This window comes from Mucilaginibacter conchicola (genome assembly GCF_003432115.1).
GTDB lineage: Bacteria > Bacteroidota > Bacteroidia > Sphingobacteriales > Sphingobacteriaceae > Mucilaginibacter > Mucilaginibacter conchicola.
The window spans coordinates 690,615-717,453 of the sequence record NZ_QWDC01000002.1 but is presented as its reverse complement, the minus strand read 5'-3'; the positions used below and the strand labels follow the sequence as shown (position 1 = coordinate 717,453).

The window sequence follows — 26,839 nt, the reverse complement described above, 5'->3', positions numbered from 1 at the left end:
GTGATGCTTTAAAAGGTGACATTTAAACCCAACAGGAAGGTGCGCACAGCAGGATAGCTGCCATAATCGATACCTTGCTTGGTATTGTCGTTGTCATAAAAATTCACTTCGGGATCAAGGCCGGTGTATTTGGTTATAGTGGCCAGGTTTTGTGCCGATGCATAAATGCGCAGTTGTTTGGCATGTACTTTAGCCAGCAGATCGCTGCTGAAGTTGTAACCAAAGGACAGGTTCTTTAAACGCAGGTATGATCCGTTCTCCACATACCTGTCGGTTATTTGTGGTACCGGTGCGTTGGTTGCACGGGCTACGGTACCGTTAGGGTTGCTTTCGCTCCAGCGGTTTAGCAAGGTTGCCGATGCATTGAGTGACAGCGTAGGGCGCTCAAGCGTTTGCTGCAACAGGTTAAAGATCTTGTTGCCATAAGAGCCAGTAAAGTAAACCGACAGGTCAAAATGGCCCAGCGTAAAGGTGTTGGTAATACTGCCTGTAAACTTAGGCTGTGCACTGCCCAGGCTGTGGCGGTCATCGGTGGTTACTACGCCGTCGCCATTGGTATCAACATATTTAGTATCGCCTACTTGTTGCGGCACGCCGGTAAGCACAGGCACGTGGTTAGCTATATCGGCAGCGGTTAGCAAACCGTTGGTTTTATATCCCCAGAAAGTTCCTACCGGCTCACCCACCTTCACAATAACCGGCGATTGGCGGCCTGTTGGTGCCAGCGGGAAGTAACTGTTTACACCCGGCCCAAGGCTAAGCACCTTGTTACGGTTAATGGCAAATACCAGGTTGGTTTTCCAGCTAAACGAGTTTGATTTGATGTTCTCCGTATTTATACCCAGCTCAATACCCTTGTTCTCCACGCTGCCTACGTTTTCCAGCGCGCTGGCATAACCGGTATAAAGCGGAAGCGGAACGTTCAGCAACAGATCGGTAGTTTTCTTATAGTAGGCATCAAACACCAGGTTTACGCGGTCGTTAAACAAACCGAGATCGAAACCGGCATCATATTGCGTTGTGGTTTCCCATTTCAAGTCGGGGTTGGCTAATTGCAGCGGGGCAATGCCCGTAACCAGCGTGCTGTTGAAATAATAATTGGTTGGTGCCAACGTAACCAGCGAACTGTAGGCTGGTACCTCAGAGTTACCTGTTTGGCCGGCACTCAAGCGCAGCTTAAGGTTGTTAACGGTTTTGTTGTTCTCCAGGAAAGCTTCCTTATTCACGTTCCATGAAAGGCCTACCGACGGGAACGAACCCCATTTGTGGTTAGCCCCAAGCTTCGACGAACCATCCAGCCTTTCAGATAAAGTAACATTGTATTTATGCTGATAAGAGTAATTCACCCTCGCCAGGTACGAGTTTAGCGAAGCACTACGACCTGTAGATTGCGGCAGGTTGGCCACACCGGCATAAGATAAATTGTTGAATGTCGTCAGATCATTAGGAAACTTTTGCGCACTGGCTACTGATGATGCAGCCTGCTCGTGCTGGGTGGTATAGCCGCCCAATACGGTAACAAAATGATCTTTGTTAAAAGTATGGCTCCAGGTAAGCGTGTTCTCGTTAAGCCAGCTGTTGGCGTATCCCGAACCTATTGAAGCGTACCCCTGCGCCGCATAGCCGTTAGAGCTGCCCGCCGGTGAGCCGGTGTATGATGGCGCGTAATAATTTTGCGTGGTATTCAGCAGGTCGGCACCTACGGTTACTTTCAGCACCAGTTCATCCAGCAATTTGTACTCGCCGGCAATGTTGCCCAGCGTGCGGGTAAGCAGCGATGTATTGGTGGTTGAGGCAATATCCTGCAGCGGGTTGGTTGGCGTTGCATTGAACGGGTTAGCCGTGTTGTAACCGCCATTTGCATTATATATCGGCGCAATTGGCGAGGTATTTATTAGGTTGGCAAAAGCACTGTTAAAGTTGATGCTGTTGTAGCCGCTGCCATAAAGCTTATTTTGTTTTGAACGACTGGAGAAGATATTGGCCGATACCGTGAATTTATCGTTAATGTTACGCTCTATGTTTACCCTGCCGCTGTAGCGCTCAAAGCCGGTGTTCAGCAGTGTACCATCCTGTTTAAAGTAATTGCCTGATATCAAATAGCGTGAGCGCTCGTCTCCGCCTGATACCGATAGCTCGCCATTGTATTGCGGTGCATTGCGGATGGCTGCACTCTGCCAGTCGGATCCGTTACCAAAGGCCGCTACCTGCGCATCGGTGTAGGTTTTGGCTACGTTATCGCTTACGTTCACATCGTTTATCAATGATGCCCATTGCGAGCCGTTCAGCAGATCTAACTTTTTAGATACCCTTTGCTGGCCCGCGTAGGTACTAAAGCTTACGTTGTTGGTGCCTTTTTTACCGCGGCGGGTAGTAATAATCACCACACCGTTTGCACCACGTGACCCGTAGATGGCCGTAGCGGATGCATCTTTCAGCACCTCAATAGATTCGATATCGCTCGGGTTAATGGTTGATAATGCGTTTACACTTGGCCCGTTTGAGCCGATGTTTACGTTATCGTTATTGTTGTAGATGATAAATCCATCGATAACATAGAGCGGTGCGTTACCGAACGAGATGGAGTTGCCACCCCTGATGCGGATAGTTGCCGAACCGCCCGGCTGCCCCGAGTTTTGGGTAACCGCCACGCCTGATACCGATCCCTGTAAAAGGTTATCAAAAGATGCAGCCGGTTGTTTTAAAAGATTTTTTGATACCGATGCTACAGAGCCGGTAATATCGGTACGTTTTTGGGTGCCGTAACCTACTACAACAACATCGTTTAGCTGATTAACATTCTCTATCAGTTTAATAGTTACCGGGCTGCCTTTGGCTACCAGTTCTTTAGTTTTATAACCTATAAATGATACCGCAAGGGTATACGGAAAACTCTGGCCCGTAACCAGTTGAAAGCGGCCGTTAACATCTGATGTAGCCGCGTTGGTAGTACCTTTTATACGGATAACCGCGCCCGGTACGGGCTGGCTGGTCAATGAATCGAGTACAGTACCTTCTAAGCGTGAATTGATGGTGGGCCTGGGCTCATTTTGGCCGAATGCCACTACCGGAGCTAAGACCAGCAGGAGTATTCTGAGAAACTTTATGGGTAGATTTTTTCCATGGATATAATATTCCATATCTTTAAAAAATGTTTATGTGATGATTGGGTTCATTAGTAAACAGAGGATGAAGATCAGTGAGTGATTGCCGTTACAGAGCTGATCCTGACATCCGCACACCGGCAAGGCTACCTTGCCGGTTTTTTTATTTCCGGGTTAGTTGTTCATGGTATTAAAAACAGTATAATGTGAATGGTGCCGCAGGTAGTACCCACAGTGCTGTATCAGATAAATGCCGAAGGGGAGATCAGCAACAGCAACAACAGGTACACGCACACACAGGCATCAGCGCCATGCTTTGCAGAAAATTTGATCCTTTGGGTGGATAGGTAATATTCATTTTGCGTGTTGTGTTACAGTGCAAATATAAAAATTATTATAATATCTACAAATTCCATAGATTTAATATAATTAATTAAAATTTACACAGCACGAGTGAAAGATCTGAATAACGCTGATGAAATGTATGCTTTAAACACATTCCCATTATGTTTTAGCTATTGTGATTTTCTTATTAGGATTTTAAATAAACTCCGCTATCTTTAAAAAAGATTCATTTCCCAAACTACTTGTCGCAGTTAGCGTATTTGTTTTGTTTGATACGCCGATCCCTGTACTACAAATTATTAAAAAATCGACTACACGCTTTAAATGACTAATCAAAATCAAAAGCATGTTAAGACTTTAGTGAAAACGCCAACCGGCATTCTTGGTCTTGACGAGGTAACTTTAGGGGGATTGCCCCAAGGGCGCCCTACACTTATTTGCGGTGGCGCAGGCTGTGGCAAAACACTATTCTCTCTTGAATTTATTGTACGTGGTGCCCAGGAATTTGGTGAGCCCGGCGTGTTTATCGCTTTTGAAGAAAAGGCAGAAGAGCTCGCTACCAATGTAGCCTCTTTGGGTTTTGACCTTTATGAACTGCAGGAGCAAAAGAAGATTAAGATCGATTATATCCACATTGATAAAAGTGAAATAGAAGAGACCGGTGAGTATGACCTGGAAGGGTTATTCATTAGGCTTGGCTATGCAATTGACAGTATTGGCGCTAAACGGGTGGTGTTAGATACCATTGAAAACCTTTTTGCAGGCCTATCTAATCAGGCCATATTACGTGCTGAGTTGCGCAGATTGTTCCAATTTTTAAAAGACAAAGGGGTAACGGCAATTATAACCGGTGAGCGCGGCGAAAGCAGCCTTACCCGTCAGGGGCTGGAAGAATACGTGTCTGATTGTGTAATATTGTTAGATCATCGTATTATCAACCAAATCTCAACCCGCCGCCTGCGTATTGTAAAATATCGGGGCTCGGTGCATGGCACAAATGAATATCCATTCCTTATCGACGAAGAAGGTATATCTGTATTGCCCGTAACCTCGTTGCAATTAGATAAAGAAGTTTCAACAGAGCGTGTGCCATCAGGTATCCCAGCTTTAGATACCATGCTAAGCGGGGATGGGTTTTATCGCGGTAGCAGTATTCTAACATCGGGCACTGCAGGTACCGGCAAAACCAGTATTGCGGCAAGCTTTATTAACGCTGCCTGTGAACGGAATGAGAGATGTTTGTATTTCGCATTTGAAGAATCGCCACAACAGATCGTTCGTAATATGCGTTCTATCGGTATAGATCTGCAAAGGCATATAGATTCAGGTTCTTTACAGTTCCAGGCATCGCGCCCAACACTTTATGGGTTGGAAATGCACCTGGTAGCTATTCATAAAGCTATACGCAAGTTTAAACCAACCATAGTTGTATTAGACCCTATAACCAACCTTATAACAGTTGGTACCATGAGCGAGGTTAAATCCATGCTTGTACGTTTGATAGACTTTTTACAGGTAGAACAAATTACGGTGATGTTTACGGCGCTGGCGTTGAATACCATTACTAACGAGCAAACAGATGAAGGCATATCATCATTAGTTGATGCCTGGATTCAGATTAAAGATATTGAGTTAAACGGAGAACGCAACCGCGGGCTTTATGTAATGAAATCAAGAGGTATGGAACACTCTAACCAGGTTAGAGAATTTGTGTTCACTAAAACCGGCTTAGACCTGATAGATGTTTACATTGGGCCAGAAGGGGTGTTAACCGGCTCGGCACGTGCTACGCAAATTATGCTTGAAGAAACCGGTGAACTGATACATAGCCAGGCGCTTAACAGAAAAGACAGGGAGTTGGATCGCAGGCGTAAAATGCTTGAAGGGAAAATAGATGGCCTGCGTACCGAGTTCGAGTCGACAGAAGAAGAGCTAAATAAGGTTTATATAGAGGAGCAAATAAAAAAGGAAAGGATACAAGAAGCCCGCCGCAATATGGAAGATATACGCAAAGGCAATCCAACCTCAAATAATCCTGATAATAAAGAAAGCAAATAGTGGAGCAAGAACATTACGAATTACGCCTGTATGTTGCAGGCAAAACACAAAAATCTACTACAGCCTTAAATAATTTAAGGAAATATTGTGAAGAGCATTTGATGGGGAAATATACACTTGAGGTGATAGACCTTTTGGTAAACCCCCAATTAGCAGAAGGCGACCAGATCCTGGCTATCCCTACCCTGGTAAAAAAAGTACCAGATCCTGTCCGTAAAATTATCGGTGACCTATCTAATAAAGAGAAAGTATTAGTTGGTTTGGATATTCGGCCTAAAGTTTGAGCGAAATAGCGATATGATAAACCATGGATGACATTAACCTAATGAGTGATTGGGAACAACAGGCAGAAGATGAAACTTTTGATCTTCGGCTTTTTGTTGCCGGAACATCACCCGTGTCTATCCGCGCCATTAATAATTTGAAGAGCATTCTTGACGAATATTCTTCAGGACAATACAATCTCGAGATCATCGACGCGCACCAGCAACCAACGCTTGCGCGCGACGAAAATATAACAGCCCTGCCAATGCTTATCAAAAAGGCACCTAACCCTAAACGCCTTTTAGTAGGTGATATGTCTGACAGATCCAAGGTCCTGCGTGGGCTGGGTATCAATCAATAAGCCCAATGGATCAGTCACTACTAATCAATCAACTGCGTGCGGAGATAGCAAACTTGCAGCAAAATTTAGCTTTATCCACCCAGGAGCTCGGCAATACAAAAGCCGAATTACAAGAGTCTTCATATCGACTGGAAGAGGCAAATGATATGATAGAAGCCATCAGAAGTGGCGAACTTGATGCACTTGTTTTTAAGAACAATGATAAGCACGAGGTTTACACACTCAGCAGCTCTGATCAGGCTTATCGCATTTTTATTGAACAGATGACCGCGGGCGCCGTTACGCTTAACCGTAACGGAGCAATTTTGTACAGTAACTCGCGGTTTGCTACCTTAATGGGCCTACCATTAGAGCAGGTGACAGGGAAACCATTCTGTAATTTTTCGGCACCGCAACATGCCGGGTATTGCCGCAATATGATAGAAAAGGCTTGGCTGGAAGGTGCTAAACATGAATTTGTATTGATCACAGCAGACCAGAGAGAGGTACCTGTTCTTTTATCAATGCAAACATTGGATTTAGTGGAAGGTCTATCGATGAGTATCATCATTACCGACCTTAGCGAACAGAAGCACCATCAGCAATTGTTGGAAGAAAAAAATGCAGCACTGGAAGATGCTCAGCGCAAAGCTGATGAGCTGAATAACAACCTTGAGCAAACTGTTAGAGAACGTACCATTGAGCTTTATTCTAATCAGGAGCGATTGGGCAGGATATTAGAAACCATGGCCGAGGGGGTGGGTATAACAGATATTAATGGGCAGCTAACTTATGCTAACCCAATGGCACAAAAAATACTCGGCCTTACCCATGAAGAAATCAAGGAGCGTACTTTTTACGATACCCAATGGCGTAATCTGAAATTAGATGGTTCGCCCCTGCCTGCCGAGGAACATCCTATGGCTGTTATGATGAGAACCGAGCAACCGCTTTACGACCAGGAAATTGCTGTGCAACCGCCGCAGGGTGAACGTTTTTATATCTCTATAAATGCAGCCCCCATACGAGACGAGGACGGTAAACTGGTAGGCGGTATAGGTACATTTATGGATGTAACACACCGAAGGAGAGCTATACAACAAAAAGATGAATTTATTAGCGTAGCAAGCCACGAGCTGCGTACACCAATAACCAGCTTAAAAGCATCGTTGCAGCTGTTGGATAGGATGAAAGAAAAACCTAATGCGGCAATGTTACCTAAGCTTATCTCGCAATCAAACAAAAGCCTTAATAAGGTGAGCGTTTTGATTGATGATCTGTTAAATGCTACTAAAATGACCGAAGGGCAATTAGCCTTAAATAAAAGCGATTTCTTGTTAGCTGCGCTCATTGAAGATTCTTGCCAGCATATCCGTGCAGAAGGTGAGTTTACTATCCGGGCTACCGGCGATGAATCTCTGATGGTAAATGCGGATATGTTTAAAATAGAACAGGTATTGGTAAACCTGGTTAATAATGCTGTTAAATACGCACCGGATTCTAAAACCATCCAAATACAATTCATAAAGGAAGGGCAAACAGCTAAAGTATCTGTTACAGATACCGGCCCCGGAATACCTCAAGAAAAGTTTGTGCATCTGTTTGAGCGCTATTACCGGGTAAGTAGTTTAGGTCACCAGTATTCGGGTTTGGGATTGGGGCTTTACATCTCTTCAGAGATCATTAAAAAACACGGGGGCGAAATTGGGGTTGAAAGCCAACTTGGTAAGGGTGCTACTTTTTGGTTCACTATTCCACTTTAAATAACGGGATAGCCACGGGATAAATTTATACTGTACGGCTAATATTTATGTCGTTTTAATACTAAGTGAAGCGCAAACCTTACTAAATTATTGATTGCAATAGCCGGGCAATTAGCAATTTTAGCCGCTTTGTTCTATCCACCTTAAAAAGTCCTGGGCACGTAAACGGCTAATGATGATCTTTTCGGGTGTGGTGCAATTCAGTTTTACAAAAAGGCGGCGGTTAAAGTAATGTTCGATATTCTCTACCACTTCGCGGTTGATGATAAACTGCCGGTTTGCCCTAAAGAAATTATTGGGTTTAAGCATCTGCTCTAACTGGTCAATAGTATACTGCACAACATAATCGTCGTTGGTGGTGGTGTGGAGTAATACAGCACCGTTTGCAGCATAAACGTATTGTATATCTGCCGTTTTCACCGGGATTATTTTCTCCCTGAAATGTACCAGCAGCGATTGCTTGTAGGCAATATCTAACTGGGCCATGGCTTTATCAAGGTGCGATGCAAAACTATCACCAGCAAGGTGCGCTTTTACGCGGCGGTATTTATTGAGGCTTTTCTCAACCATGCTTTCCTCAAGCGGTTTTAGCAGGTAGTCTATCCCGTTAGAGTCAAAAGCGGCCATGGCGTACTGGTCATACGCGGTGCAGAATACTACAGGTGCCGGGGTTTCAATCTGCTTAAATATCTCAAAGCTTAAGCCATCGCCCAATTGTATATCAGAAAAGATCAGATCGGGCGATTGGTGTTCTTTAAACCATTTTACCGCATTGGTTACCGACGATAGAATGGCCAGCACCTCTATTTTAGCATCAATACCTTCCAGTATTGATTTCAGTTCGCGCGCGGTGCGTGGCTCATCTTCAATAATAACTACCCTCATATACTGTTGGTTAATGGTAATTTAACGGTAAAAGTATCATGCAGTTTATCTATTACAATGCCTTTCCCAAACAATAATTGAAAACGCTCTTTAATGTTTTGCAGGCCCAGGCCGGTGCTTTCAACAGTGCTCTTTTTGGGGCGATAACTGTTGCTTACCACCAGTTGGTGCTGGTTGTTTACGTTGATGGCAACCAGCAGAGGTTCCTCGCGCGAGAATGCGTTGTGTTTAATGGCATTCTCTACCAGCAACTGTAGTGATAAAGGCGGTATCAGGGCATCCATATACTCATCAGGGATGTGTAACGATATATGTAATGCATTATCAAAGCGCTGCTCTTGTATGTACAGGTAAGCCTTCACAAACTCTATCTCGTCTGCAAGCGGTGCAACCTGTCGCTCGGTATTGGTAAGCAGGTATCGGTATACACGTGATAGCTGCATGATAAAGTTCTTGGTATCATGGTCTACCGCTATGGTTTTAAGTGTGCTAAGCGAGTTGAATAAAAAATGAGGGCTTAACTGTTGTTGTAAGGCTATCAGTTGGGCTTCCAGGTGTGCCCGTTTTAGTTGCGCATTTTCTAACCTGGTTTTTTGCAGTATTTGTTGTGTAAACTGGTTGTTGAATATCACATAACATATCATACTCAGGAAGAATGAACCCAGTATCTGTTTAAGCAGATCGGCAGCATCGCGGCGTGGCAGCATGTCTTCAAACAAAAATTGTTTCGGAACAATTACGCCGAACAAATACCTTACGGCCAGTGTGATCACCATCCCTAAAGCTAAACTCATTATTGCCGATGTGGTGGCAGGCCACTTGGCCGGGGCGTTTATTTTAACATATGCCTGAATAAGCCAGCATCCTAAAATAGAGAAGGTAATAAACCCTGTATGTGCTGCGGTAGTGTATAGGTATGATGTCTTCGGGTCGCTCAAGCGCATTAACAATGTGCTTATTACCAGTACCAGGATAAGCATTAAGCATGATCTGAGTTGATAAGACTTGTACATAATTTCAAAATTAGTGATCCACAGGCTAACACTTCATTAAGCCTATTTCATCTGTACAAAACGGGCGTTCAAATGTACCACATTGAGATTGAAATGTAATCTGCCCTCAAATTCAACACTGATGGCATTTCACTTTGGGTATATGTGCATCTCACCCGCCCTATTGTTCCGTTCGCTGTCATATCTCAAAAGGCACCATACACTGCGGATACTTTTGCCCTCGCAATTCGCTGCCTGGCTATTTAAGGTTTTGTGGCGGATGCATTAAACACAACAAAGATGCTAAAGAAAAGTATATTGACCATTTTGACGCTGTTGCCCGTACTGGCGCAGGCACAGTCGGCATGGTCATTAAAAAGCTGTATAGAATACGGCCTTAAGAATAACCGCAGCCAGGCGGTGTATGCCAACGAGAAGAGAGCTGCCGATGCAAAGGCAAAAGAGGCACTGGCCGGTTATCTGCCATCAATAAGTTTAAACGGCGAGGTAGATAATAACATCAAACCCCAAACTACGGTTATCCCGGCGGGCGTTTTTGGGCCCGAGGATGTGCGCGTGGCCTTTACCAAAAAGTATAACACTACGGCAACAGCACAGTTAGACCAAACCATCTACGATCAAAGCCTTATTACCGGCTTAAAGGCTAACCGTTATAATAAAGAACAGGCGGTACTTAACCAGCAGCAGAATGATGAGGCTATCATCTACAATATCTCCAGCGCCTACTACCAGATATTTGTTTACCATGAGCAATTAGATCTGCTGCGCGCCAACCAGGAAACCTACCGCAAGCAAATAGAAATAAGCCGATTGCAGGTTAAAAAAGGAACCACGCTACAGAAGGACCTGGATAAGGTAACGGTTGATTACAACAACTCGCTGTCGCAAACCCGCGTGGCCGAGAGCAACCTTACCCTTGCTGAAAACCAACTGAAGTTTGAAATGGGCTACCCTATAAATAACCCTATACAGATAGACAGCACTTCGGCAAACAATGCTATACACATTAGCAATGCAGTGCTGCCCGATACCTCGGCATTTGCTGTTGGTAACCGAGTTGATTACCGCCTTTCGGTAGTGAACAGCAAGTTGCTGGAGATTGACGAGAAACGCATCAAGAGCGGCATCTTCCCAAAACTGACCGCCTTTGTGCGCTACGGTGGTGTTGGCTTCGCCGATAACCTGGGGCCATCCTTCTCGGGCATGACAGATTATTCGGTTGTGGGCTTAAAGCTGAGCTTCCCGCTGTTTGATTTCTTTAAGCGGGATGCGCAGTACAAGCAGGCCAAATACAAAAGGCTTAACGCTATTGAAAACCTTAAGCTTGATGAAGGCAAGTACCAGTTAGAGTACGAGAACGCCAAAACCAAGCTGCTGAAAGAGCAAAGCAACGTAGAGAACAACCATCATAATATTGACCTGGCGCAATCGGTATTTAAAGTAACCGATCTGCAATACCAGAAAGGTACTACAGACCTTACCGACTGGCTTAATGCCCGCAACTCGGTTAAAGAAGCACAGAACAATTACGTGCAATCGCTTTACAACTTTATACTGGCCCGTATTGATATGGAAAAATCGGCCGGGAGTTTAAAAACCTTTTACTCATCACTGCAATAATCATGAAAAGAAAATATATCATCATCACCGTAGTTGTGGTACTGGTTGGTTTGATCGTTATCAGGCTGGCATCCAACAAAAAGAAACTGAACGAGAAGAACAAACCCGTTCAAACCAAAAATGTAAAGATACCTGTTAAAACTGCCACTGTTGATGAGCAGGTGCAGGAGATCTCTATCAAAAAGACAGGTAGCCTTGCGCCATTTAAAGAGGTAAAAGCGCTTGCTACTGCAGGTGGTACGCTCAGCGCTGTACACTTTAACCTGGGCGACCATGTGGTTGAAGGGCAAGTGCTGGCCATAACCGATACACGCTTGCAAAACCTCGATCTGCAAAAGGCCCAAACCAATGCAGCCCGGCTAAAAAGCGATGTGCAAACCTACACCGATCTGTACCAGGGCCAGGCGGCTACCCGCGAAAAGTTAGACCAGGTACGCCAGAATTATACAGATGCTGTTAACCAGGTTAATCAGGCAAAAAAGAACCTGGGCGATGCGGCTATTAAAGCACCAACCAGCGGTATCATCTCTGCAAAAAATGTTGAGCAGGGTGTGGCAGTGAGCAACGGCAGCGAGATAGCTACCATTGTAAATTTATCAAAGGCCAAAGTGCAGGTTAACCTAACCGAAGCCGAGGTTTACCAGATAGAGCCGGGCCAAAAAGTGATCATTACCACAGATGTTTACCCCGGCAAAAATTTTGATGGCAAGGTGAGTTTTATCAGTCCGCAGGCAGATGCTACACACAATTACCTGGTAGAGATCCATATTGATAATACCCAGCAATCGCTTCTTAGATCAGGAACATTTGTTTATGCCGATTTCTCGAGGAAAACCCGCCAGCAGATATTGACCATTCCACGCGAGGCACTTACCGAGAGCCAGAAAACAACATCTGTTTTTATAGCGCAGGATGGTGTAGCACGCCTGCGCCCCGTTAAAACAGGACTGGAGCAAGCCGGCCGTATTCAAATTATCAGCGGGCTGCAAAAGGGCGAGCAGATCATCACATCGGGCCAGATCAATTTGAAGGATGGCAGCCCTATTAATGTTTCAAAATAAAATTATCACACTATGTCAATAGCAGAAGTTGCCGTAAAACGGCCTTTACTTATCTTGGTAATTTTCACGATACTCATATTATTCGGTGCACAATCGTACTTTAAGCTTAACTATAATCTGCTGCCTAAAATAGAGGTGCCAACTGTTACTGTTAACACGGTTTACGCAGGTGCATCGGCGCCAGAGGTGCAAACGGCAGTAACCAAAAAACTGGAAGACGCCTTTGCCGCAATAGAAGGTTTGGATAAGATCAACTCCAATTCACAGCAAGGTCTTTCGCAGATCATTATCCAGTTTAAGGCAGGTACCAATATCGATGAAGCCGAAGCCAATGTACAGCGCAAGGCAGACCAGTCGCAAAGCGATTTGCCAAAGAACATCGATAAACCCATTATTAACAAAGTAAACCTTGAGGAAGCGCCGGTTATCCGCGCGGGTGTTACCTCTACGCTTGCCTCAAAAGGCTTGTATGATTTTGTTGACCAGCAACTAAAGCCTGTACTGCAAAATGTATCGGGCGTTGGCCAGGTAAACATTATTGGTGGTGATGAGCGCGAGATACAGGTTAACGTTAACCAAAGTAAACTGCGCTCTTACGGGCTAAGTATAGCCTCGGTGACGGATGCGGTGAGCAATGCCAATCAGTCGTTCCCGGCAGGTAGTATCGAGACTGAAGACGAGCAGTTAACTATTCAGTATGACGCCAACGTAACCTCGGTTGAGCAGATCAGCAATATCATCGTAAAACAGCAGCCCGGTGGTGGCAGCATTTACATGAAAGATGTTGCCGAGGTGATAGATGGCACCAAAAAACCAACCGCCATTAACCATATTAACGGTTTGCCGTCTATCGGTATCCAGATCATTAAGCAATCTGATGCCAATGCGGTAAACGTGAGCAAGGCCGTAAAAGAAAGTTTCATCAATATAGAAAAACAGTACCCTAACAATAACCTCAAGTTTACGGTATCGTCTGATCAGTCTATCTACACCCTCAAATCAGCCGATGGCGTGATGGAAGATCTTGGGCTGGCCGTGGTAATTGTGGGTATAGTGATGCTGGCATTTTTGCACAGCGTACGTAGCTCTATGTTTGTACTGGTGGCGCTGCCATCATCCATCATCCCTACGTTTATTGCCATGCTGCTGGCCGGCTTCTCGCTCAATTTAATGACGCTGATGGCCATGTCGCTGGTAGTGGGTATCCTGGTAGATGACTCCATTGTGGTATTAGAGAACATATATCGCCACTTAGAAATGGGTTCAGATAAAGAAACTGCGGCTATTGAAGGCCGCAGCGAGATCGGTTTTACCGCCCTGGCCATCACCCTGGTAGATGTTGTTGTGTTCCTTCCTCTGGCGATGTCGGGCGGTATCATCGGCTCTCTTTTGCGCGAGTTCTCGCTGGTAGTAGTATTCTCCACGCTCATGAGTTTGTTTGTATCATTTACAGTTACACCTATGCTGGCCAGCAAGTTTGGCCGCGTGGAGCATCTTACAAAAGATACCCTTTGGGGCAGGCTTAACCTGGGTTTTGAGCATTTTATTGATGTAATAAAAGAAACTTATGGCCGTATACTGCATAAGGCTTTGCACAAAAAGCGCTGGGTGCTGTCGGGTGTTATTGTGCTTATCATCGGCAGCATTGCGCTTATACCTGCAGGTTTTGTTGGTGGCGCGTTCATCCCCAGTGCCGACCAGGGCGAGTTGATGATCAACGTTGAAATGGCCCCGGCATCGTCCATCTACCAAACCAATATGGTAACGCAACGGATAGAAGCGATGATCATGAAACGGCCCGAGGTAAAGAACGTATTCTCGAGCATCGGTTTCGTATCGGGTGGTGTGCAGGGGGCTGGCAACAACGCCAACCTTTCAGAGCTCACCGTATCATTAGTAGATAAAAACGACCGCAAGCTAACCGCCGAAGAGTTTGGTATAGATATGCAAAAACAACTGAGTGCGGAGATACCCGGCGTGAAGATAACAGCATCGCCTACATCAGTATCGGGCGGTGGTAACCAGGCGCCTATCCAGATAGCAGTAAAAGGTGTTGACCTGAAAGCGGTGCGCGATATTGCAGAGCAGTACATGAAGGTTGTGAGCAGCGTGCCGGGTACGCAATTTGTAAAACTATCGGTTAAAGATCCCAAACCACAAATTGAGATAAAACTCGATCGTGATAAGATGACCCAACTGGGCCTCAATGCCACACAGGTAGGTATGGCATTGCAAAATGCCTTTAGCGGTAACGACGATAGCAAATTTAAACAGGCCGGTAAAGAGTATGATATCCTTGTGGGCTTCGGTAAAGGCGACCGCAGGGACATCAGCAACGTGCGTAACCTGCCCTTCATCAATAACAACGGGCAAACCTTTGTGCTTAGCCAGTTTGCAGAAGTAAAAGAGGGCCTTGGTGAATCGGTACTGGAGCGCAGCGACAGACTTAACTCCATCACCGTTAATGCCAACGTAGCGGGCCGCCCAACGGGTACTATTGCTAATGAGATAAAAGAGAAAGCCAAAAGTATTAAACCACCACAAGGCGTTTCGATAGAATACCTGGGCGATGTTAAAAATCAGGGCGACGCATTTGCCAGCCTGGGCTTAGCACTTATAACAGCCATTGTACTGGTGTACCTGATAATGGTGGCTTTGTACGAGAGTGTTATTTACCCTTTTGTAGTATTGTTCTCTATCCCGGTGGCTTTGATAGGTGCCCTGTTAGCACTGGCCTTAACCATGGAAACGCTGAACATATTCTCTATCATCGGGGTAATTATGCTGCTGGGGCTGGTATCTAAGAATGCCATCCTGATAGTAGACTTTACCAACCAGTTGAAAGAAGAGGGCCGCTCTGTTGAGGAAGCTTTAGTTGAGGCAGGCCGCGAACGCCTTCGCCCTATATTGATGACCACCCTGGCCATGATATTAGGTATGCTGCCCATAGCTATAGCAAGCGGTGCCGGGTCTGAAATTAAAAACGGCATGGCGTGGGTTATCATAGGCGGGCTTACCAGTTCAATGATCCTTACCCTGTTTGTGGTACCATCAATGTATCTCATTATAGAAAAGCTAAAGAACCGTTTTCAAAAAAAGAAAGCGCCTGAGATGAAACTGGCCGCACCGTAATGTTCCACTAATCAACTCCTATATATCCAAAATGAGGTGGCGGGTCTCCTATACCGCCGCCTCTTATTTCTCTCCATTCTTTAACATCATGAAAAACTTACCCCTTACTTTAGCGGCGCTGCTTGGCTCCGCCCTCATAACTCATGTACATGCACAAAGCCCTGCAGAACGCCGCCAGCAAATGGCCGACTCTATACGCAAAGTTTATTTAACCGAAGCCGCTGTTGCTAACCCGCTGCTGCGCCAGGCAACTTTTAGTATGGATATCATCCCCAAAACTGACGTAACCACCATTATGAATGGCAATAAACTGTATGACGGGAAGATACGCCAGGAACGTATCTCTGCGCTTTTTAACATCCCGCTAAAAAAATGGGGCAAAAACTCATTAAATGCTACGGTAAGTTATTTGCAACAGAACGTTCACCTTAGCGACCTGACACTGACTTCTCCTGATATGTCTTTCCTTGAAGGGCGAAGCGTTACCAGGCAAAGTGTTGGCTTCACAGCCTCATTCATCAGTGCCGATTCATTATTTGGCCACCAGGTTATCTACACGGCCAGCATCAGCGGCCTCACCGCAAAAGCACAATCTATACAAAGGATAAGTTATTTGGGTGGAGTGATATTTACAATTAAGCAAACCAAAGATGTAAGGAGCGCGGTTGGTATATTGGTTAACATTGATCCTTTTCTTAAGGTGCCCGTAGCGCCGGTGTACAGCTATTGGCGCAGATACCAGAATGGAGTAGAACTTAACCTTAACCTGCCGCAACAGGTAATGCTGAGAAAGCCTTTAAGCCAAAAGTTTTACGGTAGCTTTGGCGCAAGCCTTGCCGGTACCATGGCCTTTGCCAGTTACAATAATCCATCATTACCTGCCGATGTGGGCTACAGCAACGTAGATATTAAAACCGGGCCGGGACTGGAATACCGTATAGCCAAAAAGTTTATGATAGGCGTAAATGCCGGGTTGCTTACCCCGCTGCAATCGCGTGGGTTTGATATCAGAAAAGATGCCAGCGATTACTTCCTGAAAAACGACCGCGCCAATTCTTTCTACTTCAACTTTACGCTGTCGTTGCTGCCGGTTTTTTAACGTGATGTTTTACGGCGCCGGATGCTTATTTTATCGCAACAATACTAATATTAAAATTACTGTTATACGCGGCAAATGATACAGGCTTGAGGTTGGTTTTTAAGCCTCATCCTGCCGGGGGGCATGAAAAAGGCTGCCGGTTATCTGCCGGCAGCCTTTTGTTTTTAATCCTTGGGTATTGTTTATCGCCAGCCACCGCCCAGGTTGCGGTAAATGGTATTTACAGCAGTAAGCTGGGCTTTTTTGGTCTCAACCAATTCAAGCCTTGTGGCCAGGGCATCTCTTTGGGTCATTAATACCTCAAAGTAATCGGCACGGGCCGCTTTGAATAATTTGTTGGAGATGTCTACCGACTTAATTAACGCATCGGCCTGTTGTGATTTAAGGCTGTAGCGTTTCTCCAGGTTATCAATAGCATACATTTGTGTATTCACTTCCATGTAGGCGTTTAGTATTACTTTTTGATAGTTATACAAAGCCTGTAACTGGCGTGCGTTGGCACTGTTAAACTCGGCCCTGATGCCTGCCCTGTTGATCAGCGGCGCTGCAATTTCACCCGCTACCGAGTAGATCAACGAGCCCGGATACTTAAACAAATAGCTTGGCTTAAACGCCTGGAAGCCCAACGCCGCAGAAATATTGAAGGACGGGTAAAACTCCGCACGGGCAACTTTCACATCCAGCTTGGCAGCAACAAGGTCAAGTTCGGCCTTTTTTACATCGGGCCTGTTGGCCAGTAGCTGCGAAGGGATACCGGTATGTACCGCTGCAGGGGTAAGGGTTAAGAAATCATTTTTACTACGAACGATCTCCTGCGGATATCGACCCAGCAATAAGTTAAGATCATTTTCAGTCTCCCTTATTTTTTGCAACGTTTCGTACTCCAACTCCTGCGAGTCCAATATTTCTGCCTGGAATTTTTGTACGGCCAGTTCCGTTACACGTGCTGCTTCTTTCTGTACCTTCACTATTGCAAGGGCATTCTTTTGTACCTCTATACTTTGGCGCACAATGGCCAGCTGTGTATCTAATGATTGCAACTCGTAGTAAGCGTTGGCAATTTCGCTTATCAAGTTGGTCACCACAAAATTTCTGCCTTCTACTGATGACAGGTAGCGGGCAACTGCCGCTTTTTTAGCATTATGAAGTTTTTTCCAGATGTCTACTTCCCAATCTGCGTAGGCGGCTATCCTATAATCGGCCAGTGGGTCTGGCACTTCACGGCCCGGTGTAATATCGGTTGACGCATCGCCCGCACCCTGGCTGGTGTAACGGCCGGCTTTTTCAAGGCCTGCCCCGCCTCTCAAACCAACAGTCGGCGATAAAGCGCCTTGCCTTATACCGATATCGCTTTTGGCAACTTCTATCTCCTGCAGGGTGCTCATTAGCTCCTGGTTATTTTTAAGCGCAGTATCAATCAGGTTTACCAGGTTGGCATCCGTAAAAAAATCGCGCCATTGCAGGGTGGCTATATTGGTGGTATCGGCATTGTTGTTATATACGCCAGGCATAGGCTTATTTTCGCCCAGCTTAGTTATAGCAGGTACTTTACAACCCGCTACAGCCAGGCAAACTGCCAGTATACCAATACCTTTATATTTATTAAAATTATACATGGTTATTGTCAATTTCTTCGGTGAACGGATTCTCAACTTCGTGTTTGGCCAGTTTGCGTTTTTCTGCTATGGTACCGAATATGAAATACAAACCCGGGATAACAAACACACCACAAATGGTACCTAAAAGCATACCGCCGGCGGCGGCAGTACCAATAGTACGGTTGCCAACTTTACCCGGCCCTGAAGCAATTACCAGCGGTATTAAACCCGCAATAAATGCGAACGAGGTCATCAAAATTGGGCGAAACCTTGCTTTTGAACCTTCCATGGCGGCTTCTAAAACAGACTTGCCCGCAGCATGGCGCTGCACAGCAAACTCCACAATAAGCACGGCGTTTTTACCTAACAAGCCTATGAGCATTACCATGGCTACCTGTGCATAGATGTTGTTCTCCAGCCCGGTTAGCTTCAATAACAGGAAGGCACCAAAGATACCCGCCGGTAACGACAGGATAACCGATAGCGGAAGGATAAAGCTCTCATACTGTGCCGCAAGGATGAGGTAAACAAAGCCTAAACAAATAAGGAAGGTGTAGAAGGCCTGGTTACCCTGGGCCACCTCATCGGCAGAGATACCTGCCCAGCCTATACCAAAACCACGTGGCAGCGTTTTTTCGGCTACTTCTTGTATCACCTTAATAGCAGTACCACTACTGTAACCCGGCGCTGCAGAACCGCTGATCTCTGATGAGTTGTACATGTTATGCCTTGTGATCTCTGACAGGCCGTATACTTTCTCCAGCTTCATAAAGTCGGAGTATGGCACCATCTCGTCGCGGTTGTTTTTCACATACAGCTTCAGGATATCATCCGGTTGTGCACGGTACTCGGGGCTCGATTGTACAATAACCTTGTAGTTGATACCAAACTTGATGAAACTGATCTCGTAGTTACTACCCACCATGGTTGATAGGGTATTCATGGCGTTATCAACTGTAACCCCTTTTTGCAGGGCCAGGTCGTTATCAACCCTCAGCATATACTGTGGATAACTGGCACTATAGAAACTGAACACCGAAGCCAGTTCTTTACGTTTGCTCAGTTCTTTTACAAAATCATTACTTACACTTTCCATCAGCTTGTAATCGCCCGAGCCACCCTTATCAAGCAGGCGCAGTTCGAAACCACCGGCAGCACCGTAACCAGGCACCGCAGGCGGCTGAAAGAATTCGATGTTAGCACCAGGGATCTCTTTTGATTTCTCTTCCAGCTCGTTAATGATCTGCTGTACCGAGTGCTTGCGTTCGCTCCAATCTTTAAGGTTTACCAGGCAGGAGCCTGAGTTAGAAGCCGTACCCTCAGTAAGGATCTCATAACCAGCCAGTGCTGATACAGACTGTACACCATCAACCGTTTCGGCAATTTTTTGCAGCTTTAAAGCAACATCATTGGTACGCTCAAGCGAAGAGCCCGGCGGCGTTTGGATAACGGCATAGAACATCCCCTGGTCTTCATTAGGGATAAAGCCCGTAGGCACCGTATTGTTAAACAAGTAGATACCCGCACAAAAGGCAAGTAAGGTGATCAACGTAACCGATCTGCGGGTAACAATACGCCCCAGGGTGTTTTGGTATTTATCCTGGGTTTTGTTGAACTTGTTGTTGAAGCCGTCAAGGAAACGGTTTACAAAAGTTTTCTTTCTGGCCTTGCCATGATTATTCTTCAGGATCATAGCACACAAGGCAGGCGTAAGCGTTAAAGCAACAATACCCGATAGTACAATAGCTGTTGCCATGGTAATGGAGAATTGCCGGTAAAAAATACCCACCGGGCCCGACATGAATGCTACCGGCACAAACACTGCCGCCATCAGGAAGGTGATAGCGATGATAGCACCGGCAATTTCATGCATGGCCTGTTGTGTAGCTTTTAATGGAGAAAGATGATCTTCTTCCATCTTAGCGTGCACGGCTTCAATTACCACAATGGCATCATCTACCACCACACCAATAGCCAGTACCAGTGCAAAAAGGGTAATTAGGTTCAGCGTAATGCCAAAGAATTGCATGAACACAAACGTACCGATAAGCGATACAGGCACCGCCATGGCCGGGATAATGGTAGAACGCCAGTCGCCCAGGAACAGGAATACCACAATGCCCACCAATATAAATGCCTCAACCAGGGTGTGCACTACTTTCTCGATAGAGGCATCCAGGAATTTAGATACGTCGTAACTGATCTCGTAATCCACCCCTTTAGGGAACGATGTTTTCTTGATCTCGGCCATCTTTGCCTTCACATCCTTAATAACCTGGCTGGCGTTACTGCCGTACGATTGCTTTAACACAATAGCCGCAGAAGACCTGCCATTAAGGTTAGAGTAGATATCATACATCGAGCTACCAAATTCTACCGTGGCCACGTCTTTCAGTCGTAGTATCTCTCCGTTAGCATTAGCCCTTAGGCCTACATTTTCATATTGTTCTTTGGTAGTAAACCTGCCCGAGTATTTCAGTACATACTCAAAGGTCTGCGATCTTTTACCAGAGCTTTCGCCGGTTTTGCCGGGCGATGCCTCTAAACTTTGGGCAGCCAAGGCTTCCATTACTTCATCGGCAGATATTTTGTAGGCCAGCATACGGTCGGGCTTCAGCCATATACGCATGGCATAGTCGCGGTTACCCAAAATATCGGCAAAGCCCACGCCGTTAACCCTTTTTAACTCTGACAGGATATTGATCTCGGCAAAGTTGTACAGGAACTTCTGGTCCATGGATTTATCCTTGCTGTAAAGGTTAACATACATCAGCATGTTGGGCTCCTCACGGCTTATCTTAACACCCTCGCGCACTACAAGCGGCGGCAGTTTATTTACTACCGATGCTACACGGTTTTGCACACTTAGCGCGGCCTGGTTAGGATCGGTACCGAGGTTAAATACTAACTGTACAGATGCTTCACCATCGTTACCCGCGTCTGATGTCATGTACTTTAAGCCCGGCACACCGTTAAGTGCCCTCTCAAGCGGAATTACAACGGCTTTGATCATCAGCTCGCCGTTAGCGCCCGGATAATCGGCTGTTACGTTCACCTTTGGGGGAGAGATGGACGGGAACTGGGTTACCGGCAAAGACGTGATGGCCAGCACCCCTAAAAAGACGATCATGAGCGATATCACTATCGACAAAACCGGCCTTTGAATAAATTTATTAAACATTTAATTCTTTATTTAGGATGGAATAATTATTCCGCTTTTAACTTCAATTGAGAAAGAACCTCTTCCGGCTTCTGGAATTTGTACTTGATCTTATCATTATCACGTACTTTTTGAACACCTTCTAACAAGATCTTATCATTAGCCGAAAGGCCGCTTTGCACCACGTACAGATCGGGCATGGTAGCGCTTATCTGGATATTGGTTGACCGTACCTCATTGTTATTACCTATCACAAAAACATAGATCTTATCCTGCACTTCGTAAGTGGCTTTTTGAGGAATCACCAGTGCATTTTTGAAAGGCATGGTCATTAACACCTTACCTGTCTCACCGTTCCTCAGCAATTTATCGGGGTTGTTAAACCTTGCTCTAAAGGCAATATTTCCTGTTTCGCTGTCAAATTCGCTCTCAACGGTTTCAACATCACCTTTATATTTAAAAGGCTGGCCGTTAGCCAACTGTAACTCAACATGGCGTTCGCCCCTGGTTTTTACATCCATTTGGTAGTTAAGGTACTCGGGTTCTGATACGTTGAAATACGCAAACATCTGGCTATTGTCTGATAAGCTTGTGAGCAGAGCACCTTCATCAACCAGCGCACCCAGTTTAAGCGGAATGCGATCAATTATACCACTGAACGGCGCCTTAATCTCTGTGAACGAAAGGTGCATTTTGGCAAGGTTACGTTCTGCCTTAGCTTGGTCGAGCTTGGCTTTGCCCAGCAGGTACTCGCTTTTTGAAACGATGTTTTGGTCAGACAGTGTTTTGGTATTTTGCAGTTCCAATTCTGCAGAACGGGTCTCGGCTTCGGCTTTTTGCAGCTCGGCCTCAAAGGCCTGCGGCATTATCCTGAAAAGCGGTTGGCCGGCTTTTACAAACTGGCCTTCGTCTACATATATTTTTTGCAGATAGCCTTTTTCTTGTGCCCGAACTTCGATGTTGCGTACGGATTTTATTTGAGATACATACTCTTTAGTGTAAGAGGTATCAATTTTTAACGGGCTTGTTGCAGCATAAGTGGCAACTTCTTCTTCCGTTTTTTCTTCTTTGTTCGAGGTACAGCCGGTGTTGTATAACAGCACACACAGCGCAACGAACAGTACATTCCTGGTCATGGTATATTTAAAAAAATTAGATTTCGAGAGCGGGCAATAAACCGGGTTAAGTTTTAAGAAAGCATCGGGTACTTAAATTGTAGCAGCAACAGAGAGCCGGTTTAAATGATGTTGCTTACACGCAAAGAATGATCACACCTTGTGCGCAAATTGATGCACAGGTGCTTATCAGATACGTAAAGCCCGTTGGCTGATGTACCTATTTGTGGAGGTAATTAACTGTTGTGGGCAGCTGAGTGGGTTTTTGGATGTGTTTTGGTAAAAACCGGGGAAAAGCTGCAGGTAGAATTGAATTATTGCCGTTTTAACCAGCAATGTGTATTTACGGGCCGATATAAGGTCGTTGTCATCATCATCGATATCAATAACCAACTCATCCTGGCCGTTTATGTCTGCGGTAGCGTGAATAAAGGTGTTGTCTTTGCTTTTGCCATCAAAATGCATAAAGCTGACCATCCGGCTGCCTTTAGCATCGAAGTTAGGGTCATGGGCCTTTGTAATAAGGTGGCACAGTGAAAAGAAAAGTATGATAATGAACCTCATGTATCGCGCGCAAAAATAAGAACGAATTTTTAGTCTTAATAGTTCAGCAGACTAAATATTTATGAAATTCTCATTTATTTAACATTACTAAGCAAACCGGTGGGGTTTGCTTAGTAATATACTGTTATGTTAAGGATGAAGAGAAATTTTTTAGCGTTGCTCTATCTGCCTTAAGTTGTCCATTTTTTTGTAGGCCAGGAACCCTTTAATGTCTTCAAAATGTTCGCGTACGCGTTTGTTACCAAACTCAAATACTTTTTTCACCAATCCATCAAGAAAGTCACGATCGTGCGATACCAGGATCAATGTGCCATCGAAATCTCTTAAGGCATCTTTAATAATGTCTTTGGTTTTCATATCCAGGTGGTTGGTAGGCTCATCCAGTATCAATACGTTCACGGGCTCTAACAGTAATTTGATCATCGCCAAACGTGTTTTTTCACCGCCTGATAGTACTTTCACTTTCTTTGTAGTGTCATCACCACTAAACATAAACGCGCCTAACAGGTCTTTGATCTTTACAGTACCATCGCTAAGCGGGATCTGGTCAATGGTTTCAAATACAGTAAGATTCTCATCTAACAAAGCCGCCTGGTTTTGGGCAAAGTAACCTATTTTGGCGTTGTGGCCCACTTTTAAGCTGCCTTCAAAATCAATTTCGCCCATTATGGCTTTTATCATGGTTGATTTACCTTCACCGTTTTTACCAACAAAGGCAACCTTCTCACCACGCTCAATTACCATAGCTGCATTCTGGAATACGGTATGATCGCCGTACTTCTTTGTAAGGTCCTCAACCATTACGGGGTACTGGCCAGATCGTGGTGACGGCGGGAACTTTAATCGTAATGCCGAAGTATCTACCTCATCAATTTCTATAACTTCCAGTTTCTCCAGCATTTTTACGCGCGATTGCACCTGCAGCGTTTTAGAATATGTGCCTCTGAAACGGTCTATAAACTCCTGGTTATCGGCAATAAAGCGTTGCTGCTCTTCGTAGGCTTTTAACTGGTGTACGCGGCGCTCGGCACGTAGTTGCAGGTAGTGGGTATATTTGGCCTTATAGTCATATATGCGGCCCATGGTAACCTCAATAGTACGGTTGGTAATGTTATCAACAAACGTACGGTCGTGCGAGATCACCATTACCGCTTTTGCTGAGTTAACCAGGAAATCTTCCAGCCATTGGATACTTTCAATATCCATGTGGTTGGTAGGCTCATCCAATAGTATCAGGTCGGGTTTTTTCAGCAGTATCTTGGCCAGCTCAATGCGCATGCGCCATCCACCCGAAAATTCTGAAGTTTGACGGTTAAAGTCTTTACGTTCAAAGCCCAAACCTTTCAATACTTTTTCTATCTCTTCGTCGTAGTTTACCTCTTCAACCGAGTAAACCTTCTCGCTCAGTTCAGATACGCGCTCAATCAGCTTCATGTAGTCGTCACTTTCGTAATCGGTGCGGGTATTAAGCTGCTCGTTTACCTCATCAAGCTCTTTCTGCATTTTATTGGCCTCGTCAAAAGCCTTCATGGTTTCCTCAAAAACAGTAACGTTATCCTGAGTGAGTAAATGCTGTGGCAGGTATGCAATTACAGCCTCTTTTGGGCCGGTTACGTTGCCCGTAGTTGGTTTGGCTGCACCTGCAATTATTTTAAGGATGGTTGACTTGCCCGCACCGTTCTTGCCCATGAGGGCTATTTTGTCGTTCTCGTTGATAGAGAAGGTTACATCGCTAAATAAAGTTGTTCCGCCAAATGAAACGGAGATGTTGTTAACATTGATCACTGTATGGAGATATTGAATTTTGCGCAAAGATACGCTAAAGACGCAGAATTACAGTTGCAGGTATGAAATGACGTCAATATGGTTTTCTTATAGGCGTAGAAAAATAAAGGCCTGGCTTTCTTATCCTTAGGTTAAAATTTAAAATGAGGGTTAACTAATGTTATTGCCGCGCGTATAAGCAATCAATTAATAACAACTTAAAACCTTATTGCTAAATGGAAATTACTCCACTAAACCCTGAAAGCATTCAGAATGCTTTAAACCAACTTCGTGACTGGTTCCCCGAGCAGGCCGCTACACTTAAAAAGCACAATGACGAGCTTGTACAAAATATCCTTAAAGATACCGAGCCCGACCCCAATTCGCCGTTAGGTAAATTGGCCGAGCAACCTGCTAATGTTGTTGTGATACCAACGCCATCTGCAGCCAACGCCAAAACAGCGCAGTTGGTGCAAAGTATGGTAATACCGGGGGCAAAAATTACTGAGTTAAGCGATGAAGAACTATTTGATATTACTAAACTTTATACACCGTGTACAAAGGCTGTTGGTAAAGCAATGCTAAGCTCGGGCTTGTTTGTATTAAGTATGGTGGGTATAAGAACAAGTGCAAGTGATAGGATGTATCATGCTTTTTTAGCCGAATTTGGGCCGGTTGCCGATAAGTTTACGCGCTTGTTTAACGATTTTGACAAGGCAAATACCGCTTACCAAAAAGGCAAATTAATGTTTAAAATAGGCGGTGGTTTATTGAAGGCATCGTGTTTTAAGGCGATCCTGAAATCGTGGGCCGAAGAAGCCAGCTGGTTTGATTGGGTAACTGCATCGGCATTTGCTATTGCGCAATTTACGGTATGGTTTGCTACAGAAGGGGTTGCTTTTATTGCCGAAGTTGTATTGTTATTAGCAAATGCAGGTTTCCTTATAAAAGATATTGCCAATGCGGTATCTGTTTGTACTAAAGAAGAGTGTGCGCCCCTGGCTGCGCCTTCGGTAACGTTTACCGCTGCAGGCTCTTTTATAAATACGGCAGATAATGTTAAGCTTATACTATCGGCACAATGCAAGAATATCGAAGGTAAGTACATAGATTCGTCGCTTGATATTTCAAAACTGGCGGCCAATACGCAGATAGATAACAATAATGGCGTTTTGGTTATATCAAAAGCGGCAGGTACGCAGGCAGATACTTTTAAGCCGGTAGGTTCTTATCGCAACTCATCGCAAAATATCAAAGTTACCCTGTCGGCGTCTTGTCTAAACATGAAGGGCAACAGGGTTGATACTGCACTTGATGTTACCGATTTGGATATTAAACATGAGATTGCCAACTCCAACGGTCAATTAAAAGCAGAATAAGGGTTTTATAGCTCCTAATTGTATATAAAGTAGATAGTGTAAAGCCTGTAAGCCATAAACTTACAGGCTTTTTTTGTTGATGTGTTTAACCAGGGTGATGCCACATTTGCAACATTCGTGTTACGCATACACATTCTGATAAATTCTTTGTTGAATTTTGCGTTAACTAAACAGTATGTACCGCAAGGCTTATTTTAAATTGATATTAGCGCTGGCAGCAATTTTATTTATTGCCAAGCCTTTTATTGGCTTTGTTTTACATGCCCGGCTATCAGCCATTGATGAGCACCCTACCATACTGGTAAAAAGCTTTACCAAATATCGTATTGACAGCCTTAACGATACCGAGTTCTGCAAAGATGCCTCGGGCGAGTTATTCCCTGCACCGGTTATCCCTTTTTTGATGGGGATAGGTGCCTTGCTGAGTTTATTGTTTAGCCGTTTTGCAGCTGCAGTTGCCTTTAAAGCCGGGGACGTTTTCGCCAAAAAGCTGTTTGTGCCGTCGCAACCGGTGTATCTTACTACCCTTCGTTTATCGATCTGAATAAGAACTTTTATCACTGCTTTTAACAGCA

Annotated in this window: 19 protein-coding genes; 11 read left to right on the top strand and 8 right to left on the bottom strand. The window is 45.0% G+C overall.

Annotated features, from left to right (window positions below; genetic code table 11):
• Positions 1–8: 8 nt before the first annotated feature.
• Complete coding sequence (locus D0C36_RS12840) at positions 9–3,140, bottom strand: SusC/RagA family TonB-linked outer membrane protein (protein ID WP_117392026.1); 3,132 nt, start codon at positions 3,138–3,140, stop codon at positions 9–11.
• Between the two features lie 174 nt (positions 3,141–3,314).
• Between D0C36_RS12840 and D0C36_RS24525 the strand changes: the two genes are divergently transcribed.
• The 5 genes from D0C36_RS24525 (at position 3,315) to D0C36_RS12820 (ending at position 7,874) form a co-directional block, all read left to right on the top strand.
• Positions 3,315–3,455, top strand: coding sequence for a hypothetical protein (locus D0C36_RS24525; RefSeq protein WP_158557108.1), 141 nt, complete (start codon positions 3,315–3,317; stop codon positions 3,453–3,455).
• A gap of 318 nt (positions 3,456–3,773) precedes the next feature.
• Positions 3,774–5,507, top strand: a complete 1,734-nt coding sequence (kaiC, locus tag D0C36_RS12835; RefSeq protein WP_117392025.1) for a circadian clock protein KaiC — start codon at positions 3,774–3,776, stop codon at positions 5,505–5,507.
• On the top strand, positions 5,507–5,791 hold the full coding sequence (gene kaiB / locus D0C36_RS12830) for a circadian clock protein KaiB (protein ID WP_199502015.1): 285 nt from the start codon (positions 5,507–5,509) through the stop codon (positions 5,789–5,791). Before kaiC ends, kaiB begins: the two co-directional genes overlap by 1 nt.
• A gap of 23 nt (positions 5,792–5,814) precedes the next feature.
• Entirely contained in the window at positions 5,815–6,132 is a 318-nt protein-coding gene (locus D0C36_RS12825; RefSeq protein ID WP_233524481.1) for a circadian clock KaiB family protein, read from the top strand.
• A gap of 5 nt (positions 6,133–6,137) precedes the next feature.
• The gene (locus D0C36_RS12820; RefSeq protein ID WP_117392023.1) at positions 6,138–7,874 is read left to right on the top strand and encodes an ATP-binding protein; all 1,737 of its coding nucleotides are present in this window, start codon (positions 6,138–6,140) and stop codon (positions 7,872–7,874) included.
• Between the two features lie 120 nt (positions 7,875–7,994).
• Here the strand turns inward: D0C36_RS12820 and D0C36_RS12815 are convergent, their stop codons facing one another.
• Positions 7,995–8,759: a LytR/AlgR family response regulator transcription factor gene (locus tag D0C36_RS12815; protein WP_117392022.1), complete on the bottom strand. Its 765-nt coding sequence runs from the start codon at positions 8,757–8,759 to the stop codon at positions 7,995–7,997.
• Entirely contained in the window at positions 8,756–9,772 is a 1,017-nt protein-coding gene (locus D0C36_RS12810) for a sensor histidine kinase (protein ID WP_117392021.1), read from the bottom strand. Before D0C36_RS12810 ends, D0C36_RS12815 begins: the two co-directional genes overlap by 4 nt.
• Positions 9,773–10,051: 279 nt before the next feature.
• Between D0C36_RS12810 and D0C36_RS12805 the strand changes: the two genes are divergently transcribed.
• The 4 genes from D0C36_RS12805 (at position 10,052) to D0C36_RS12790 (ending at position 16,684) form a co-directional block, all read left to right on the top strand.
• The gene (locus D0C36_RS12805) at positions 10,052–11,392 is read left to right on the top strand and encodes a TolC family protein (protein ID WP_117392744.1); all 1,341 of its coding nucleotides are present in this window, start codon (positions 10,052–10,054) and stop codon (positions 11,390–11,392) included.
• Positions 11,393–11,394: 2 nt separating this feature from the next.
• Positions 11,395–12,453, top strand: coding sequence for an efflux RND transporter periplasmic adaptor subunit (locus D0C36_RS12800; RefSeq protein WP_117392020.1), 1,059 nt, complete (start codon positions 11,395–11,397; stop codon positions 12,451–12,453).
• Between the two features lie 12 nt (positions 12,454–12,465).
• Positions 12,466–15,585: an efflux RND transporter permease subunit gene (locus D0C36_RS12795; RefSeq protein ID WP_117392019.1), complete on the top strand. Its 3,120-nt coding sequence runs from the start codon at positions 12,466–12,468 to the stop codon at positions 15,583–15,585.
• 88 nt (positions 15,586–15,673) lie between these two features.
• Positions 15,674–16,684, top strand: a complete 1,011-nt coding sequence (locus tag D0C36_RS12790) for a DUF6268 family outer membrane beta-barrel protein (protein ID WP_117392018.1) — start codon at positions 15,674–15,676, stop codon at positions 16,682–16,684.
• Between the two features lie 182 nt (positions 16,685–16,866).
• Here the strand turns inward: D0C36_RS12790 and D0C36_RS12785 are convergent, their stop codons facing one another.
• The 5 genes from D0C36_RS12785 to D0C36_RS12765 form a co-directional block, all read right to left on the bottom strand.
• Positions 16,867–18,300 (bottom strand): TolC family protein, encoded by a 1,434-nt coding sequence (locus tag D0C36_RS12785; protein WP_117392017.1) that lies wholly within the window; start codon positions 18,298–18,300, stop codon positions 16,867–16,869.
• Positions 18,293–21,463 carry an efflux RND transporter permease subunit gene (locus tag D0C36_RS12780; protein WP_117392016.1) on the bottom strand — a complete coding sequence of 1,057 codons (3,171 nt, stop codon included), beginning with the start codon at positions 21,461–21,463 and terminating at the stop codon, positions 18,293–18,295. The genes D0C36_RS12785 and D0C36_RS12780 overlap by 8 nt, the downstream gene beginning before the upstream one ends.
• Before the next feature lie 26 nt (positions 21,464–21,489).
• Positions 21,490–22,578, bottom strand: a complete 1,089-nt coding sequence (locus D0C36_RS12775) for an efflux RND transporter periplasmic adaptor subunit (RefSeq protein WP_117392015.1) — start codon at positions 22,576–22,578, stop codon at positions 21,490–21,492.
• Positions 22,579–22,746: 168 nt separating this feature from the next.
• A complete protein-coding gene (locus tag D0C36_RS12770) occupies positions 22,747–23,121 on the bottom strand; it encodes a hypothetical protein (RefSeq protein WP_117392014.1) in 375 nt (124 codons plus the stop codon).
• A gap of 150 nt (positions 23,122–23,271) precedes the next feature.
• Positions 23,272–24,906 (bottom strand): ABC-F family ATP-binding cassette domain-containing protein, encoded by a 1,635-nt coding sequence (locus D0C36_RS12765; protein ID WP_117392013.1) that lies wholly within the window; start codon positions 24,904–24,906, stop codon positions 23,272–23,274.
• A 215-nt stretch (positions 24,907–25,121) separates the two neighbouring features.
• On the opposite strand from D0C36_RS12765, the gene D0C36_RS12760 reads away from it, so the two are divergent.
• Both D0C36_RS12760 and D0C36_RS12755 read left to right on the top strand, forming a co-directional pair.
• Positions 25,122–26,264, top strand: coding sequence for a CVNH domain-containing protein (locus D0C36_RS12760; RefSeq protein ID WP_117392012.1), 1,143 nt, complete (start codon positions 25,122–25,124; stop codon positions 26,262–26,264).
• Positions 26,265–26,439: 175 nt separating this feature from the next.
• Positions 26,440–26,808 (top strand): hypothetical protein, encoded by a 369-nt coding sequence (locus D0C36_RS12755; protein ID WP_117392011.1) that lies wholly within the window; start codon positions 26,440–26,442, stop codon positions 26,806–26,808.
• Positions 26,809–26,839 lie beyond the last annotated feature (31 nt).